The 18,216-nt window shown below is 62.9% G+C and carries 8 protein-coding genes; 6 read left to right on the plus strand and 2 right to left on the minus strand.

Features of this window, described 5'->3' with window-relative positions:
* Positions 1-2: 2 nt before the first annotated feature.
* Positions 3-4,700, minus strand: coding sequence for a DUF6543 domain-containing protein (locus tag ABEH27_RS13825; RefSeq protein ID WP_346614120.1), 4,698 nt, complete (start codon positions 4,698-4,700; stop codon positions 3-5).
* A 157-nt stretch (positions 4,701-4,857) separates the two neighbouring features.
* Entirely contained in the window at positions 4,858-6,804 is a 1,947-nt protein-coding gene (locus tag ABEH27_RS13830; protein WP_346614220.1) for a BCCT family transporter, read from the minus strand.
* A gap of 536 nt (positions 6,805-7,340) precedes the next feature.
* Between ABEH27_RS13830 and betI the strand changes: the two genes are divergently transcribed.
* The 6 genes from betI (at position 7,341) to ABEH27_RS13860 (ending at position 18,139) form a co-directional block, all read left to right on the plus strand.
* A complete protein-coding gene (gene betI / locus ABEH27_RS13835) occupies positions 7,341-7,997 on the plus strand; it encodes a transcriptional regulator BetI (RefSeq protein ID WP_346614121.1) in 657 nt (218 codons plus the stop codon).
* A gap of 38 nt (positions 7,998-8,035) precedes the next feature.
* Positions 8,036-9,508, plus strand: coding sequence for a betaine-aldehyde dehydrogenase (betB, locus tag ABEH27_RS13840; protein ID WP_346614122.1), 1,473 nt, complete (start codon positions 8,036-8,038; stop codon positions 9,506-9,508).
* Between the two features lie 77 nt (positions 9,509-9,585).
* Positions 9,586-11,283 (plus strand): choline dehydrogenase, encoded by a 1,698-nt coding sequence (betA, locus tag ABEH27_RS13845; RefSeq protein WP_346614123.1) that lies wholly within the window; start codon positions 9,586-9,588, stop codon positions 11,281-11,283.
* 263 nt (positions 11,284-11,546) lie between these two features.
* Positions 11,547-13,289: a potassium/proton antiporter gene (locus tag ABEH27_RS13850; protein WP_346614124.1), complete on the plus strand. Its 1,743-nt coding sequence runs from the start codon at positions 11,547-11,549 to the stop codon at positions 13,287-13,289.
* Positions 13,290-13,324: 35 nt separating this feature from the next.
* A complete protein-coding gene (gene mscK, locus ABEH27_RS13855) occupies positions 13,325-16,633 on the plus strand; it encodes a mechanosensitive channel MscK (protein WP_346614125.1) in 3,309 nt (1,102 codons plus the stop codon).
* Between the two features lie 45 nt (positions 16,634-16,678).
* Positions 16,679-18,139 carry a protein adenylyltransferase SelO gene (locus ABEH27_RS13860; RefSeq protein ID WP_346614126.1) on the plus strand — a complete coding sequence of 487 codons (1,461 nt, stop codon included), beginning with the start codon at positions 16,679-16,681 and terminating at the stop codon, positions 18,137-18,139.
* Positions 18,140-18,216: the final 77 nt, after the last annotated feature.

The raw sequence follows: 18,216 nt of genomic DNA on the forward strand, positions 1-18,216 counted from the left end.
GATCAGCTCAGTTCAATGACGCCTTCGATGTCGCGCAAGCGCAATTCGGCACGGTAGATATCCAGTAACTCCCGGCCCGAAGTGGCAGCGCGCATTTGCGCCTGTCGCCCTAGTTTGCGCTGCGACCAGAGCTTCAGATGCCCCCGGCTGAACTCGCTGACAGTTGTTGTGGCAGCCGGATAGTGGAAATGCACCTCCCACAATCCCTCGCCGGTTGCCTGGCCTTCACGCGGCAGCCGCCGCACTTCGTAGATATCGAGGTAGTCGCCCCCGGCCAGTGCCTTGCGCGGACCAGCCCGGTGAATGCTCACTTTGTTCTCCTTGACCAGATAGCGAAGGCTGTTGGCATTGGGGCGGTTGGTCGACAGGTAGAGACTGGTCAGCAAGTCACGCTCGACTGCTTGCAGGTGAGAGATGGCATGTTGGAGATCATCGAGCAACTCCTTGTCCGAACCCGCTGCCTTGAGCGTCGCCTTGACCTGCTCAAGTTTCTGGACATGCCCGTCGATGACCGTCGACAGGTTGAGTGGCTCGTTGTCCTTGACATAACTGCGGGCCAGCGAGATCACCGAATCCGCCTGGGTAATCAAGGCGCGGGCACGGGCGGGACTGACCGCTGGCTCTCGGGGCGATGCGGGTGAGCCGGCCTGTTCAGCGGCCCGTGTAGCGTCCTCTACCCATTCCTGGCCTTGCTGACGAAACGTCTTGAGCACATGCTGGGTGCGAAAGTCCCGCTGCTGTACGACAGCAACACCGTCGACATCGACTTCTTCCGCCAACACGCTGCGCCCCCTGCTGGTGCGCACCAGATGCCGCCGCCCGCCCCTGGGCGCAAAGACCGAAGGTTTGGAAAGCTGCGGGGCCTCCAGCTCTTTCTCCCTCACCAGCTGTGCCAAGTCTTTTTCTGCGGCGTTCTTCAGCTCGGCGAGCACTTTTTGATACGCCTGCAATTGCTCGACGCGTACGGCCGCCCCACCCACGCTACGCAGGTAGCTGGCCATGGTGAAGGCTTCTTCGTACGCTTCCAGGACTCCGGTCAGTACTTCCATCCGCTGTGGAAGTGTCAGGGAGCTGCCGTGGAGGTCGCCATGGGCGTTGCCTGCGCTTCTCAGGCCCTCACCGACCAGGTACTCGTGATAATCACGCAACACACTCTCATCGACATCGGCAAGCCGGTCCAGGCAGAGTTCGCCGAGGTCCTGGAGCAGCCGGAACTCGAGGTCGATCGCTGACAACCGCCGCTTGTCGATGATCTCCTTGAGTTCGATGTCCTTGTTGATACGCGCGCCGGTCTGCTCGCTCTTGAATTGAATCGAATCATCCTTGAGGGTTTGCTCTACCAACCGATCCAGGACCTGGGACATCTCGACGAGGTCGGTTTCCCACTTGACCACCGTCTCCAGCGTGCTGCGAAACTGCTTGTACCGGCTTGTTTCGGTCTCGCCCTCAGGGTGCACGCTGATGTGCTCGCCCAGGTCATCGAGCCCTTCGTTGTTGATGACGCTCGCCAACTCGTTGTAAAACGCGGAGACGCTATCGATCAGGTATTGGCGAATAGTGCTGCGTTGTTCCACCATGACAGTGACAAAGTGCTTATCCTCCAGCCGCATTCCGTAGAGCTTGGCCATGACATTGTCGTGCGCCAGATCGGTGTCGATCACGTCCTTGAGCTCATAAATAACTTTGAGGCGGATCTGCTTTGTCAGCCGTCGGGTCAGGTCGAGTTCCCGCCGTGTCAATTCGTCAGGTGCTTCGCTCGCCTCAAGCTCCTTGATCCGGTTGTCCTTCTCCTTCAACAACTCGCGGTGCTTGTTAAGCAACTCGGCCTTGGTATTGTGCTGCCTGGCGCACTGTACTTCCTCGGCGCGCAATGCCTCCAGCCGCTGCTCGTTCTGCGCCCTCAGCAACTCACGCCGGGTCTTGGGCATACCGGCCCGCAAACGCAAGGCGGCATCGACGCGCCACTGACCATGCTCGAACGCAAGCCATGGCCCGCTGTGCCCCTCGCCCCCCACCACACGAACACCGTCGGTGCCCGCCGTTACCTCGTAAATATCCCCGGCCAGCCCCACGTAGTAGCGCCCAGCTATTTCATACAGCCCTCGGTGCGGCCCTGCTTGAAGCGGCTGAAGACCGTTTAGCGAGGCCGGCGAGCGCAAGTCGCTCAGCGCCTTGCGTTGCTCTGGTTCAAGCATGTTGAAGCCCTGCAGGCCACGCCAGCTGAAATCCAGCTGTGTGCGCACCTGCGAGCCCAGCGCCCCTGGCAGGCCGACCTTGCCCTGCACGGCCTGCGCTGCGGAAAGGTCCTTGAGCGCCCGGGCCGCGGGCAGCCCAACCCGCTGCGGGCGTACGACGGCAAGCGGCTTAGCGGGGCTGATGGGGGTGGGCAGCCGCAGGTGCATGAGCGCCATCGAGGCGTTCAACAGCAGGTCGACGACTGCAGCCGAACGCTCGAAATCAGTACCACTGCGCAGCGCCGGTAGATCGTCCTTGAGCCCCTTGAACGCCAGCACCAGCCACGCCACCGTAGCCACCGGGCCGCGCAGCAACACGGTTGCCACATTGAACAGCAACCAGGCACCTTCGAGCAGGATCGCCCAGCGGCTCTGAGCATTGGAGATCGTCTGCCGGTCAGCCAACTCCACCAGCAGGTCCCGATTGGCCTTGAATAGATAGGCATCGACATCCACCCGCCAGAACTGGGCCTTGAAGCGAGGCGGCTGTACCGGTTCCGGCAACACGGACGTGTCGATGATCGGACGCTGCAGGTGGGGCTCGATAAAACCGCCGTTGTCGTACACGGCCCGTGCGCGGTCGGGTAACCAGGCCAGAATACTGTCCTGCAACATGCCCGGCGTGCGGATGGCCTCCATCATCTGCGTCAGGCTGGCGAATTCACTGAGCGCCGCTTTGCCATAGAGCGGGCGGTAAAGCAGCACGGTAGAAGGCGCAGTGCAAAACAGGACGTACATGCCCGTTACCTGATCCGCTTGGCTAGCGCCTGGCTCGCGACTGAACGCCAGGGGCATCAGCACGCTGGCAGGCAGGTTGGGGTCCAGCAACCCACGACAGTAGTCGGTGACGCACTGCAGCGCGGCGTCACTCAAGGTACCGGCCAGGCTCGCCGATAGCGCACTGAACAATAGCGAGCAGCGCCACTCACGCGCAAAATGCCGGACGCGCAGCGGACGGCGCTCGGCGTCATCCAGTTGCCGGGCCACATACACGGGGTAGTGCGCGCCGATATCCACCCGCTCGACCAGTGACTTTACATAGGCCGGCGTCATCCAGTCCATGATCAGCTGGCCACGGCGATGTTCTATGGAGTGCAAGGTCGCACCCTGCAGCGAGACCAGGTTGCCGATGGCGAACTCGGTCAGGCTGATATAGCGAGGTGGGTCCACCAGGCCACCGCCCACGCCGGCACCGGCGCCCCCTGGGTTGCCCCGGGCGACGATGAGCTTCAGTTTCAGGTCGTCGGAGAAGTAATTGGCATCGTCGGGGAAGTCCAGCAGCATTTGCGCACGCAGCTCCCGACTGGCGTAGCTGTGCAGATCGAGAATGCCGTCCAATGCTCCGCGGCCCCCCGACTGTGCCTGGGCCAGCGCCAATTCGAACATTCCGGCCTGGTAGGCAAAGCTGTGCGCCGGCCCTGCCCCAGTAAGCCCGGGTGGCAAATCGAACCCGACGTCGTCGATCGCTTGATAGCCTTCGATGAACCATTGTGCGGGCTCTACCGTGGCAGCGTAGGCCTGCTCCATGGCCGCCACGTCTGCGAAGGTCACGTAGCGCAGGCGGCGGGCAGACTCGAACATGTTTTCCAGCAGCAACGTACATTGCTGTGCAAAACAGTCTCCCTCCAGCGCATAGCGGTTCCAATCCATCGTGTCAAAATCGTATTGCTGCGCCAATGACTTGCAGAGTCCTGTAGCGAAGTCATCCAGTGACGTGAATGCCTGGATGACACTGGAGGGTGAGCACCAGAGAATGGCTTTGCCTTCATCCAGCTCGCCCTCGACCAACAGCTCTGGCAGCAATAGCGAGAATGACTGGCGGCCATAGCTGAGACGAACCTCCACCGCAGCGACCGATGGCTGTTGCGCGCCGCCGCTCAGCAAGCCCAGCAGACAACCCTGTTGCAGGCTGTCCAGCGCTTGAAGCGGCAGGTTGTGGAGCAACGCCGAGCGGATCAGCTGGCTCAGCCAGCGTTCACGCGGCACGCCGAGGCTGCCCGGCTGGGTCCAGTAGTCGACTTGTGCCTGGCAAAAGTACTCCGGCAACGCCAATAACAACGCCTCGAGCGCCGGCAGGGTCGCCGTGAGGCTCAGCGCGGTGAACGGCATGGCCTGGCCATCGGCGCCACGCAGGGTATACGGCGCCTGGACGCTGAGCTGGAACTCACCCTGCGGCGCGGCCAGTGAGGCTAGGGTCCTCCCTTGCTGCATCACCTCCATCACGCAGTCGAGGAGAGGCCTGGGCGTCCAGCTGAGGTAGGGGACCGGCATCGAAGCGTTGTCATTGGGGACCTGCAGCAACAGTGATGCCGCTGAGGGCAGGTCAGCGCTGGCGAGGAGCGGCAAATGCTCGGTTAGCGTGACCAGCAGTTGTCTATCGGCCACCTGACGAAGCGTGGGGCGGTTGGCGAACTCGATGCGCACGGCCGCGTGGTAGTCGGTCGAGGGGGGCAGAGGTGTAGGCATGGGCAAGCTCCTTGGACGAGGTGATCCATGAGGATGAGCAGGTGCCTGCCGGGGCTGGGGGTATCTAAATCAGTGCGCAATAAAAAGCCCCGCTGTGGGGGCATAATGCTGTGCACTCAAGAATGCCGGGGCCGCTCTGCGGCCCCAGTACTGCCGGTCAGCTATACACTCGCCCCAGCACCTGGCGATGGCTCTCGAACTGGTCGAGCACATCCCGCACGATCTGCTCCGGGGCAAAGCCCATCAGGTCGTACTCCTGACTGCCGTCGTGCAGGTAGACCTCGGCGCGGTAGAAGCGCTGGCGTAGCTCAGGCTCACCGTCGACCGGCGCTTCGCTGGGCGCGGCCGTGTAGCCGTCAAGGCTCACTTCGTAGACGAATGGGTTGCCCTCTTCCATCATCACCCGCAAGCCCATCAGGTTGCGCGATTGGCCAAAGCGGGTTTCCACTTCGAAGCCCAAGCCCTGCAGCTGTGCAGCGGCTTCTTTCAACGCCGGGCTGACGTGCTTGTCCATGAAGCGCTGCACCACGGCCTGGGTGGGCTGCAGGTCCAGCTGGCTCAGGCGCTCGCTGAAGCCGCGGCGGCCACGGGCGGCCAGCTCGGCGCGCTCCTGCTCGACCGCCACATCCTGCTTCATGGCCTTGTACAAGCCGAACATGAACAACACCAGCACCACCGAGAACGGCAGGCCGGCCAGTACCACCATGGTCTGCATGGCTTCGAAGTTACCGGCGAACAGCAGGCCGATGGTAACCAGGGTGATGATCACCGACCAGAACACCACCATCCAGTGCGGCGCGTCTTCGTCCACCTTGCCGCCTGTGCACGACAGGTTGGCCATCATTACCGCACCGGAGTCGGCCGGGGTAAGGAACAGCACGAAGCCGACGAACACCGCCACACCGATCACGATCTTGGCGGCCGGGAAGTATTCAAGCAGTTGGTAGATCGACATCGACGGCTGTTCGAGGGCAGTCTTGCCCAGCTCCACGGCGCCCTGGTTGATCACCAGGTCCAGTGCGGTGTTGCCGAAGATCGACAGCCAGGCCAGGGTGAAGCCCAGCGGGATCAGCAGCACGCCCATGACCAGCTGGCGCACGGTGCGGCCCTTGGAGATACGCGCGATGAACATACCGACGAACGGGCCCCAGGAGATCCACCAGGCCCAGTAGAACACGGTCCACAGGCCAAGCCAGCGCTCGGACTTGCCGGCTTCGCCTTCGTAGACGTACAGGTCGAAGGTCTTCAGCACGATGCCATTGAGGTAGTCGCCGACGTTCTGCACCAGGCCGTTGAGCAAGTGCAGGGTTTCGCCGCCCAGCAGCACGAAGATCAGCAGGCCGCTGAACAGCATGATGTTCAGGTTGGACAGGCGGCGAATGCCGTTCTCCACGCCCGACACCGCAGCCACCGTCGCCACACCGGCCATGACCAGGATCACTACCAGCAGGTTGGTTTTGCTGTGGTCCATGCCGAACAGGTATTCCAGGCCCGAAGACACCTGCATCGAGCCGATACCCAGGTTGGTTACCAGGCCCAGCAGGGTAACGAACATGCCGAAGATGTCCACCGCGTTGCCGGCAGCACCCTTGACCCAGCGCTCACCCACCAGCGGGTACAGCGCCGAGCGCAGTGCCAGCGGCTGATTGTGGCGGTAGGCGAAGTAACCCACGGCCAGGCCGACCAGGGCGTAAATCGCCCAGCCGTGCAGGCCCCAGTGCAGGAAGGTCAGCTGCAGGCCCTGGCGCGCGGCCTCGAGGCTGGCGGGCGTGCCTTCAGGTGGGTTGAAGTAGTGGTCCAGCGGCTCGGAGGCGCCGAAGTACAGCAGCGAGATACCGATACCAGAGGAGAACAACATGCCCGCCCAGGCCCCGTAGCTGAAGTCGGGCTGGTCGTCCTTGCCGCCAAGCTTGAGCTTGCCGTAGTCGGAGAACGCCAGGAAAACCACAAACAGCAGGTAGCCGCAGATCACCAGCATGTAGTACCAGCCGAAAGTGCGCGTCAGCCACTTCTGGGCTACGCCCAGCACTTGGCCGGCAGTATCGGGTACAGCGATCAGCAAGGCAGTCAGAACGAGGATCATCAGCGCGGAGGTGAAGAACACCACGCGATTGACCCGTACCCTCTCGGCGGGGGGTTTGGTTAGGGAGGCAGAACTCATTGCACGAATGCTCCGGGCAGTACGGCTTATGGAGGCTAATCAGTCTTTTCCCGAGCAATTGGTGGAATACCCCCACTGCGTCAGGTGTTATAAAAGCACCCTGGAAACCGTGATCCCGAATCGATACGTTGCAAAAAAACAGACAGGTGGTCTGCAATAAATGCCGCACTCAACAGCGTGGTGCGCGCATTCGTCACAGAGCACCCCGCCCGCTCCAAGGGCCCGCCGCAGGTCGATGACCGTTCGGCAGAATCTGCATTTCGCATCGCTCATGCCCGTCAACGCCTTGTATTCCGGGGGTTACGCGATTTCCTGGGGTGTCAATCCGTGCGCTCGAAGCAGCCTGAAAAACTGTCAATGGCACAAATTGTCGCAGAGCTTATTCTTTATTGATTGAACGTTCAATCAAAACAAAATAGACTGGCCTTCGCCGAGTCAGCCGCTTGTCGTCTGCTTGTCAGGCCTGAGGAGAATGCAAGATGCCCAAGGTCGGTATGCAACCCATCCGCCGCCAGCAATTGATCGAAGCCACCCTGCTAGCGGTCGATCAGGTGGGGCTGGGAGATGCCAGCATTGCGCTCATTGCCCGTTTGGCCGGCGTGTCGAACGGCATCATCAGTCACTACTTTCGGGACAAGAACGGCCTGATCGCAGCGACGATGGGTTACATCATGAACATGCTCAACGAAGGCGTTAGAGCACGTCGCCAGGCCCTGACGGACGACAGCCCGCGTGCCCACCTGAAGGTGATCATCGAAGGTAACTTCGATGCCAGCCAGGTGAACGGCCCGGCAATGAAAACCTGGTTGGCCTTCTGGGCTTCCAGCATGCACCAGCCCGATTTGCACAGGTTGCAGCGGATCAACGATCACCGCCTTTACTCCAACCTGTGCTGCCAGTTCCGCCGCGTCCTGCCGCTATACCATGCGCGCAAGGCCGCCCGCGGCCTGGCGGCCCTGATCGACGGCTTGTGGCTGCGTGGCGCCCTGTCGGGAGATGCATTCGACACCGACCAGGCGATACGGATTGCATACGAATACATGGATCTACAACTGGCTAAACAGCACACCCTGGACACATCGGACCAGGCCGCTGAACAAGCGCGCACGGCCCTTGCCAACACGGCAGGAGCGTGACGCGCAAGCCAACCACACACTGCACTTGCGAGGACACTATGGCCCGTTTCGGAACGCAAAAACTCTACATTGATGGCGGTTATGTCGACGCTGGCACCGACGCCACCTTCGAAGCCATCAACCCGGCCACCGGCGAAGTCCTCGCCCATGTGCAGCGCGCCACTCAGGCCGACGTCGAAAAAGCCGTCGAAAGCGCCGAGCGCGGCCAGAAAATCTGGGCCGCGATGACCGCCATGCAGCGTTCGCGCATCCTGCGCCGTGCCGTCGACATCCTGCGCGAGCGCAACGACGAACTGGCCCAGTTGGAAACCCTGGACACCGGCAAGTCGTACTCGGAAACCCGCTACGTCGACATCGTCACCGGCGCCGACGTGCTGGAGTACTACGCAGGCCTGGTACCGGCCATCGAAGGCGAGCAGATCCCGCTGCGTGAAAGCTCCTTCGTCTACACCCGCCGCGAGCCGCTGGGTGTGACCGTCGGTATCGGCGCCTGGAACTACCCGATCCAGATCGCCCTGTGGAAATCCGCTCCAGCCCTGGCTGCCGGCAACGCGATGATCTTCAAGCCTTCGGAAGTCACCTCGCTGACCACCCTGAAACTCGCCGAGATCTACACCGAAGCAGGCCTGCCGGACGGCGTGTTCAACGTGCTGACCGGCAGCGGCCGCGAAGTCGGCACCTGGCTGACCGAGCACCCGCGCATCGAGAAAGTTTCCTTCACCGGCGGCACCACCACCGGCAAGAAAGTCATGGCCAGCGCCTCGAGCTCCTCGCTCAAGGAAGTCACCATGGAACTGGGCGGCAAGTCGCCACTGATCATCTGCGCCGACGCCGACCTGGACAAGGCCGCCGACATCGCCATGATGGCCAACTTCTACAGCTCCGGCCAGGTCTGCACCAACGGCACCCGCGTGTTCATCCCTGCCGAGATGAAAGCCGCCTTCGAAGCCAAGATCGCCGAGCGCGTAGCGCGCATCCGTATTGGCAACCCTGAAGACGAAAACACCAACTTCGGCCCGCTGGTCAGCTTCCAGCACATGGAAAGCGTGCTGGGCTACATCGCCAAGGGTAAAGAAGAAGGTGCCCGCGTACTGTGCGGTGGCGAGCGTCTGACCGAAGGTGATCTGGCCAAGGGCGCCTTCGTGGCCCCGACCGTGTTCACCGACTGCACCGACGACATGACCATCGTCAAGGAAGAGATCTTCGGCCCGGTGATGAGCATCCTGAGCTACGAGACCGAAGAGGAAGTCATCCGCCGCGCCAACGACACCGATTACGGCCTGGCCGCTGGCGTGTGCACCAACGACATCACCCGCGCCCACCGCATCATCCACAAGCTTGAAGCCGGCATCTGCTGGATCAACGCCTGGGGTGAATCGCCGGCCGAAATGCCGGTTGGTGGCTACAAGCAGTCGGGCGTGGGCCGTGAAAACGGCGTCAGCTCGCTGGCTCAATACACTCGCATCAAGTCGGTCCAGGTCGAGCTGGGCGGCTACAACTCGGTTTTCTAAACCCTGTCTAGCCACGCCCGTGCCATTGCGCACGGGCGTTTCCGCTCCCTGATCACACCGCAAACGAGGGTACTTACATGTCCCAAGAATTCGATTACATCATCGTCGGTGCCGGCTCCGCCGGTAACACCCTGGCCACCCGCCTGACCGAAGACGCCAGCGTCACCGTACTGCTGCTCGAAGCCGGTGGCCCCGACTACCGCTTCGACTTCCGCACCCAGATGCCGGCCGCACTGGCCTTCCCGCTGCAGGGCCGCCGCTACAACTGGGCCTACGAGACCGACCCAGAGCCGCACATGGACGGCCGCCGCATGGAATGTGGCCGCGGCAAGGGCCTGGGTGGCTCTTCGCTGATCAACGGCATGTGCTACATCCGCGGTAACGCCATGGACTTCGACGGCTGGGCAGAACTGCCAGGCCTGGAAGACTGGACCTACCTTGACTGCCTGCCGTACTTCCGCAAAGCGGAAACCCGTGACATCGGCCCCAACGACTACCACGGCGGCGAAGGCCCGGTCAGCGTTGCTACGCCAAAGGCCGGCAACAACCCGCTGTTCCACGCCATGGTCGAGGCCGGCGTACAGGCCGGTTACCCACGCACCGAAGACCTGAACGGCTACCAGCAGGAAGGTTTCGGCCCGATGGACCGTTCGGTGACCAAGAACGGTCGCCGTTCCAGCACCGCACGCGGTTACCTGGACCAGGCCAAGAAGCGCCCTAACCTGACCATCGTCACCCACGCCCTGAGCGATCGCGTACTGTTCGACGGCAAGCGCGCCGTTGGTGTGACCTACCTGGTTGGCGACAGCGAAGAGCGCGTCGAAGCCCGTGCCCGCAAGGAAGTAATCGTCAGCTCCGGCGCCATCGCTTCGCCGCAACTGCTGCAGCGCTCCGGTGTGGGCCCGCGCGCCCTGCTGGAAAGCCTCGACATCCCGGTTGTGCACGACCTGCCGGGCGTCGGCGAAAACCTGCAGGACCACCTCGAGTTGTATCTGCAGTACGCCTGCACCCAGCCGGTGTCGCTGTACCCGTCGCTGCTGTGGTGGAACCAGCCGGCCATTGGTGCCGAGTGGCTGTTCAACGGCACCGGCATCGGCGCCAGCAACCAGTTCGAGGCCGGTGGTTTCATCCGTACCCGCCCTGAATTCGAGTGGCCGAACATCCAGTACCACTTCCTGCCGGTAGCGATCAATTACAACGGTTCCAATGGCGTGAAGGAGCATGGCTTCCAGGCGCACATGGGCTCGATGCGTTCGCCAAGCCGTGGCCGCATCCAGGCCAAGTCCAAGGACCCGCGCCAGCACCCGAGCATCCTGTTCAACTACATGGCCACCGAGCAGGACTGGCAGGAGTTCCGTGACGGTATCCGTCTGACCCGGGAAATCATGGCCCAGCCAGCGCTGGACCCCTACCGTGGCCGCGAGATCAGCCCGGGCGCCGATGTGCAAACCGACGAGCAGCTGGACAAGTTCATCCGCGAGCACGCCGAAACCGCCTTCCACCCGTCCTGCTCGTGCAAGATGGGTACCGACGACATGGCGGTGGTCGATGGCGAAGGCCGCGTGCACGGTATGCAGGGCCTGCGTGTGGTCGATGCCTCGATCATGCCGATCATCATCACCGGCAACCTTAACGCCACCACGATCATGATTGCCGAGAAGATTTCGGACAAGATCCGTGGCCGCAAGCCACTACCGCGCAGCACCGCCAAGTACTACGTGGCCAACGGTGCGCCGGTGAAGGGCAAGCCGATGCGTGAAGTGAAGCAGGGCTGATCAGCACCGGCCTCATCGCCGGCAACCCGGCTCCCACAGGTACAGCGCCGCCCTCTGGCCTGTGAGCATCCTGTGGGAGCCGGCTTGCCGGCGATGGGGCGCACATACGCAACACAAGAAAAGGCACCCACCGCGGTGCCTTTTCTACATCTGCAGAAACGCTTTACATGCTGCCAATTCATCAGGTTAGAATCGATTGGCACGCGACCTGCTAGACCTTTCCAGCAAGTCCCTTTTCCCGCGCTGTCCCGGAGTACCTGCCTTTGGATGCAAGCACCATCAACAGCCTGTTCTTGATCGGCGCATTGCTGGTGGGCGCAAGTATCCTGGTCAGTTCGCTGTCGTCGCGCCTGGGCATCCCGATCCTGGTCATCATCCTGGCCGTCGGCATGGTCGCCGGCGTGGACGGTGGCGGCATCATCTTCAACAACTACCCGACCGCCTATCTGGTGGGCAACCTGGCACTTGCAGTGATCCTGCTGGACGGCGGCCTGCGCACGCGGGTGGCCAGCTTCCGCGTGGCCTTGTGGCCGGCCCTTTCGCTGGCCACGGTAGGGGTGATGATCACCACCGCCCTCACCGGCCTGGTTGCCGCCTGGTTGTTCAACCTCAGCCTGATACAGGGCCTGCTGATCGGCGCGATCGTCGGCTCCACCGACGCTGCGGCGGTGTTCTCGCTGCTCGGCGGCAAAGGCCTGAACGAACGGGTTACCGCCACGCTGGAAATCGAATCGGGCAGCAACGACCCGATGGCCGTATTCCTCACGGTCACGTTGATCGACATGATCGCCAGCGGCCAGACCGGCCTGCACTGGAGCCTGCTGACCCACCTGCTGCGCGAATTCGGCATCGGTGGCCTGCTCGGCCTGGGCGGCGGCTGGCTGATGCTGCAGCTGGTCAACCGGATCAACCTGGCCGGCGGCCTGTACCCGATCCTGGTGGTCGCCGGTGGCCTGGTGGTGTTCTCGCTGACCAACGCCCTGCATGGCAGCGGCTTCCTCGCCGTTTACCTGTGCGGCCTGGTGCTGGGCAACAAACCGATCCGCAGCCGCCACGGCATCCTGCACATGCTCGACGGCATGGCCTGGCTGGCACAGATCGGCATGTTCCTGGTGCTCGGGCTGCTGGTCACCCCGCACGATTTGCTGCCCATCGCCCTGCCGGCGCTGGGCCTGGCGCTGTGGATGATCCTGATTGCCCGGCCGTTGTCGGTGGTAGCCGCCCTGCTGCCGTTCAAGGCCTTCCACGGCCGCGAAAAAGGCTTCATTTCCTGGGTAGGGCTGCGCGGTGCGGTACCGATCATTCTGGCAGTGTTCCCGCTGATGGCCGGGCTGCCGGACGCGCAGCTGTTCTTCAACCTGGCGTTCTTCATCGTGCTGGTTTCGCTGCTGGTACAGGGCACCAGCCTGCCCTGGATGGCCAAGCTGCTGAAGGTCACGGTACCGCCGGACCCTGCGCCCATTTCGCGCTCTGCCCTTGAGGTGCACATCACCAGCGAGTGGGAGCTGTTCGTCTACCGCCTGGGTGCGGAAAAGTGGTGCATCGGCGCCGCCCTGCGCGAGCTGAAGATGCCCGAGGGCACCCGTATCGCTGCGCTGTTCCGTGGCGAGCAGTTGCTGCACCCCTCGGGCAGTACCGTGCTCGAGGTGGGCGACATGCTTTGCGTAATCGGCCACGAACACAACCTGCCGGCACTGGGCAAGCTGTTCAGCCAGGCGCCGCAGCGCGGCCTGGACCTGCGCTTCTTCGGCGACTTCGTGCTCGAAGGCGATGCTGAACTGGGTGCTGTGGCTGCGCTTTACGGCCTGAAACTCGACGGCCTGGACGCAAAAATGCCGCTGGCGCAGTTCATCCGACAGAAGGTCGGAGGCGCTCCAGTAGTAGGCGACCAGGTCGAATGGCACGGCACGATCTGGACCGTGGCGACCATGGACGGGAACAAGATCCAGAAAGTGGGCGTCAGATTCCCCGAAGGAACGCGACCCGGACCAGGATTGTTCCTCTAAACTCCGTTACCGCCTGATCCACAAGTAGTCTGCCTATGTCCCTGCGCGTGTACCTTCGCACAGCCCTGTTCGGGCTGTGTCTGTCCCTTTCGTTCGCGGCTACCGCCGCCGAAGCACCTACCGCTGCCAGCATCCAGCACAGCCTCGACAAGATCGCCGAACGCAAGCTGCCCGAAGCCGATCAGAAGGCTTTGCAACAGGTACTCGAACAGACGCTGAGCCTGCTCGCCAACAAGGAAGACAGCGAGAAGAAGCTGGCTGCGCTCAAGCAGCAGCTGGCCGGCGCGCCGAAAGAGACCAGCGACAGCCAAAAGGAGCTGGCCAAGCTCAAGGACAGCAAACCGCAACCGGTCGCCCAGCGCTACGCCAGCCTCAACGTGCCGCAGCTGGAGCAGATGCTCAGCGAGCGCAACACCCAGCAGGGCGAGCTGCAAAAGGCGCTGTCGGATGCCAACAGCCTGATCATCAATTCGCAGACACGCCCCGAACGCGCCCAGGCTGAAATCAGCAACAACCAGACGCGCAGCCAGCAGATCAACAACATCCTCAAAAGCGGCAAGGACGGCGGCAAATCGATCAATGCCGACCAGCGCAACCAGCTTGCTGCCGAACTGGCCTCAATCAACGCGGTGACCCTGCTACGCCGCCAGGAACTGGCCGGCAACGGCCTGCTGCAAGACCTCGGCAATGCCCGCCATGACCTGCTGGTCGAACGCGCCGCCCGCCTGGAACAGGAAATCCAGGACCTGCAGACGCTGATCAACGAAAAGCGCCTGGCGCAATCGCAGCAGACGGTCACCCAGCAGTCGATCGAAGCCCAGAAAGCCGGCGGCAGCAGCCTGCTGGCCAGTGAAAGCGCGGCCAACCTGAAGCTGTCCGATTACCTGCTCAAGAGCACCGACCGCCTCAACGAGCTGACCCAGCAGAACCTGCGCACCAAACAGCAGCTCGACAGCCTGACCCAGGCCGACCAGGCGCTGGACGAGCAAATCAGCGTGCTCAAGGGCAGCCTGCTGCTGTCGAAGATCCTCTACAAACAAAAACAGGCGCTGCCGCACCTGAAGCTCGACCGCGACCTGGCTGACCAGATTGCCGATATCCGCCTGTACCAGTTCGAGATCAACCAGCAGCGCGAGCAGATGAGCAGCCCGGTGACCTATGTCGACAAGCTGCTGGCCAGCCAGCCGCAGGAAGACGTCACCCCTGCCCTGCGCAAAGCCCTGCTGGAAGTGGCGATTACCCGCAGCGACCTGCTCGAACGCCTGAACCGTGAACTGTCGGCGCTGCTCAACGAATCGATCACCCTGCAGCTCAACCAGAAGCAGCTGCTCGGCACCGCGCAAGGCCTGCGCACCACCCTCGACGAGCAGATGTTCTGGATCCCCAGCAACAAGCCGCTGGACTGGGACTGGTTGAAATATGTCCCGGAACGCTTTGCCAAACAGGTAGCCGACCTGCCCTGGGGCTCGGGCCTCAAGGAGCTGGGCGACGGCCTGAGCCAGCGCCCCTTGCTGTTCCTGCCCTTGCTGCTGGTGATCGGCGCCCTGCTGTGGCGCCGCAAATACCTGTACCAGCGGCTGAGCAAGGTGCACCAGGACATCGGCCATTTCCGCCGTGACAGCCAGTGGCACACGCCGCAGGCCATCCTGATCAACATTCTTTTGGCGATGCCGGTGAGTCTCGGCCTGGCGCTGTGCAGCTACGCCCTGCAGATCGACGCCCGCGGGCAGAACGCCAACCTGGGCGCTGCACTGTGGCAGCTGGCGCAGGCCTGGCTGGTGTTCTATACCGCCTATCGCATCCTTGCCCCCGGCGGCGTGGCGGAAATCCACTTCCGCTGGCACAAGCCGCAGGTCGAGTTCCTGCGAGGCTGGGTACGCCGGCTGGGCACCGTGGTGCTGGCCCTGGTCGGCGTAGTGGCGGTGGCTGAACATCAGCCTTCGGCGCTTGCCGAGGACGTCCTGGGCATCGGCGTGGTGCTCACCTGCTATGCCCTGATGGCCTGGTTGCTCAGCCGCCTGCTGGCCAGCAGCCCGGCGCACCGCGACACCTCATTGTTCCGCAGGGCCGTCGGGGTCGCCTTCACCGCCTTGCCGATCGCCTTGTTCGTGGCGGTGTGCTTCGGCTACTACTACACCGCGCTCAAGCTCACCGACCGCCTCATCTACACCCTGTACCTGCTGATGTTCTGGCTGGTGATCGAGGCCGCGTTCGTCCGTGGGCTGTCGGTGGCCGCACGGCGCCTGGCCTACCAGCGTGCCCTGAGCAAACGTGCGGCAGCCAAGGAGGGGCTGGATGGCGAAGTCATCACCGAAGAGCCCACACTGGACATCGAACAGGTCAACCAGCAGTCGTTGCGCCTGATCCGCCTGGCCTTGCTCGGCGGCTTCATTGCTGGCCTGTACTGGGTATGGTCGGACCTGATCTCGGTGTTCTCATACCTCAACAACTTCACCCTGTACGAGTACACCAGCGGCACCGGCAGCGCCGCCAGCATGGTGCCGATCAGCCTCGGCGACCTGCTCGGCGCGCTGGTGATCGTCGGCATTACCTTTGCCCTGGCCGGCAACTTGCCCGGCTTGCTTGAAGTGCTGGTGCTGTCACGCCTGAACCTGGCCCAGGGCAGCGCCTACGCCACCACCACGCTGCTGTCGTACACCATCGTCGGCATCGGTATCGTCAGCACCCTGTCGACCCTGGGGGTGAGCTGGGACAAGCTGCAGTGGCTGGTAGCAGCGCTGTCGGTGGGCCTGGGCTTCGGCATGCAGGAGATCTTCGCCAACTTCATCTCCGGCATCATGATCCTGTTCGAGCGCCCGGTGCGCATCGGCGACACCATCACCATCGGCAACCTGTCCGGTACGGTCAGCAAGATCCGCATCCGCGCCACGACCATCACCGACTTCGACCGCAAGGACATCATTGTCCCCAACAAGACCTTCATCACCGGCCAGCTGATCAACTGGTCGCTGACCGACACGGTCACCCGGGTGACGCTGAAGCTGGGCATCGACTACGGCTCCGACCTGGACCTGGTGCGCGACCTGCTGCTCAAGGGCGCCCATGAGAACCCAAGGGTGCTCAAGGACCCGGAGCCGATCGTGTACTTCCTCAACTTCGGCGAAAGCTCGCTGGACCACGAACTGCGCATGCACGTACGCGACCTGGGCGACCGCAACCCGACGCTCGACGAGATCAACCGCTACATCAACCGCGAGTTCAAGGCCCACGACATCAAGATCTCGGTGCGCCAGGTCGAGGTGTTCCTGATGGACACCAAAGGTGGCAAGCAGCAGCTGATACCTGTGGAACAGCCAAAACCCGATGGCACTGCACAGGCCTGAGTGGGCTCGAATGCTTTATTCTGTGCTGAACCCCAGGAGCAGCCCGTGAAAGCCCTCGACCAACTCACCTTCGACAACCGCTTCGCCCGCCTGGGCGATGCGTTCTCCACCCAGGTCCTGCCCGAACCCATCGCAGAGCCGCGCCTGGTGGTGGCAAGCGAGTCGGCCATGGCCTTGCTCGACCTGGACCCAGCCCAGGCCGATTCGGCCCTGTTCGCTGAAGTGTTCAGCGGCCAGAAACTCTGGGAAGAGGCCGACCCGCGCGCGATGGTCTATTCCGGCCACCAGTTCGGCTCATACAACCCCCGCCTGGGCGATGGCCGCGGCTTGCTGCTGGCCGAGGTGCTCAACGAAGCGGGCGAGCATTGGGACCTGCACCTCAAGGGCGCCGGCCAGACGCCGTACTCACGCATGGGTGACGGCCGCGCCGTGCTGCGCTCGTCGATACGTGAATTCCTTGCCTCCGAAGCCCTGCATGCCCTGGGCATCCCCAGCAGCCGGGCGTTATGCGTGATCGGCTCCAGCACCCCGGTATGGCGCGAAACCCAAGAGCGTGCCGCCATGCTCACCCGCGTCGCGCAGAGCCACGTGCGCTTTGGCCATTTCGAATACTTCTACTACACCAAGCAGCCAGAACAGCAGCGTGTGCTGATCGACCATGTGCTGGAGCAACACTACCCCGAGTGCCGCGCGGCCGAGCAGCCATACCTGGCCATGTTCCGCACCATCGTCGAGCGCAACGCCGAGCTGATAGCGCGCTGGCAGGCCTACGGGTTCTGCCACGGGGTGATGAACACCGACAACATGTCTATCCTGGGCATCACCTTCGATTTCGGCCCTTACGCTTTCCTCGACGACTTCGACGCCAATTTCATCTGCAACCATTCCGATGATCGCGGCCGCTACAGCTACGCCAACCAGGTACCGATCGCCCACTGGAACCTGAGCGCCCTGGCCCAGGCCCTGACCACGGTGATCGAGGTCGAGCCATTGAAGGAGGCGCTGGGGCTGTTCCTGCCCCTGTACCAGGCGCATTACCTGGACTTGATGCGCCGGCGACTGGGCCTTACCAATGCCGAGGACGACGACATGGCGCTGGTCGAGCGCCTGCTGCAGCGCATGCAGAGCGGTGGTGTGGACTACAACCTGTTCTTCCGCAAGCTGGGCGAGCAGCCGGCCGCCGAAGCGCTGAAGGTGGTACGCGAGGACTTCATCGACCTGGCCGGCTTCGATGCCTGGGGCGCGGACTACCTGGCGCGCTGCGAGCGCGAAACCGGCAACGCAGAAGGCCGCCGTGAGCGCATGCATGCCGTGAACCCGCTGTATGTGCTGCGCAACTACCTGGCGCAAAAGGCCATCGAAGCGGCTGAAGCGGGGGATTACAGCGAAGTGCGGCGGCTGCATCAGGTGCTGAGCACGCCATTCGAGGAACAAGCCGGCATGCAGGGCTACGCCGAACGGCCGCCGGAATGGGGCAAGCACCTGGAAATCAGCTGTTCTTCGTGATGGCTTGGAGGTGCATGCCTTGAGTTGTTCTGTGCCCATGAGATCGAGCGCCGCCCGCGCGGCGCTCGATCTCATGG

Source organism: Pseudomonas sp. P39-UII1 (genome assembly GCF_039672635.1).
In the GTDB taxonomy this organism is placed as follows: domain Bacteria; phylum Pseudomonadota; class Gammaproteobacteria; order Pseudomonadales; family Pseudomonadaceae; genus Aquipseudomonas.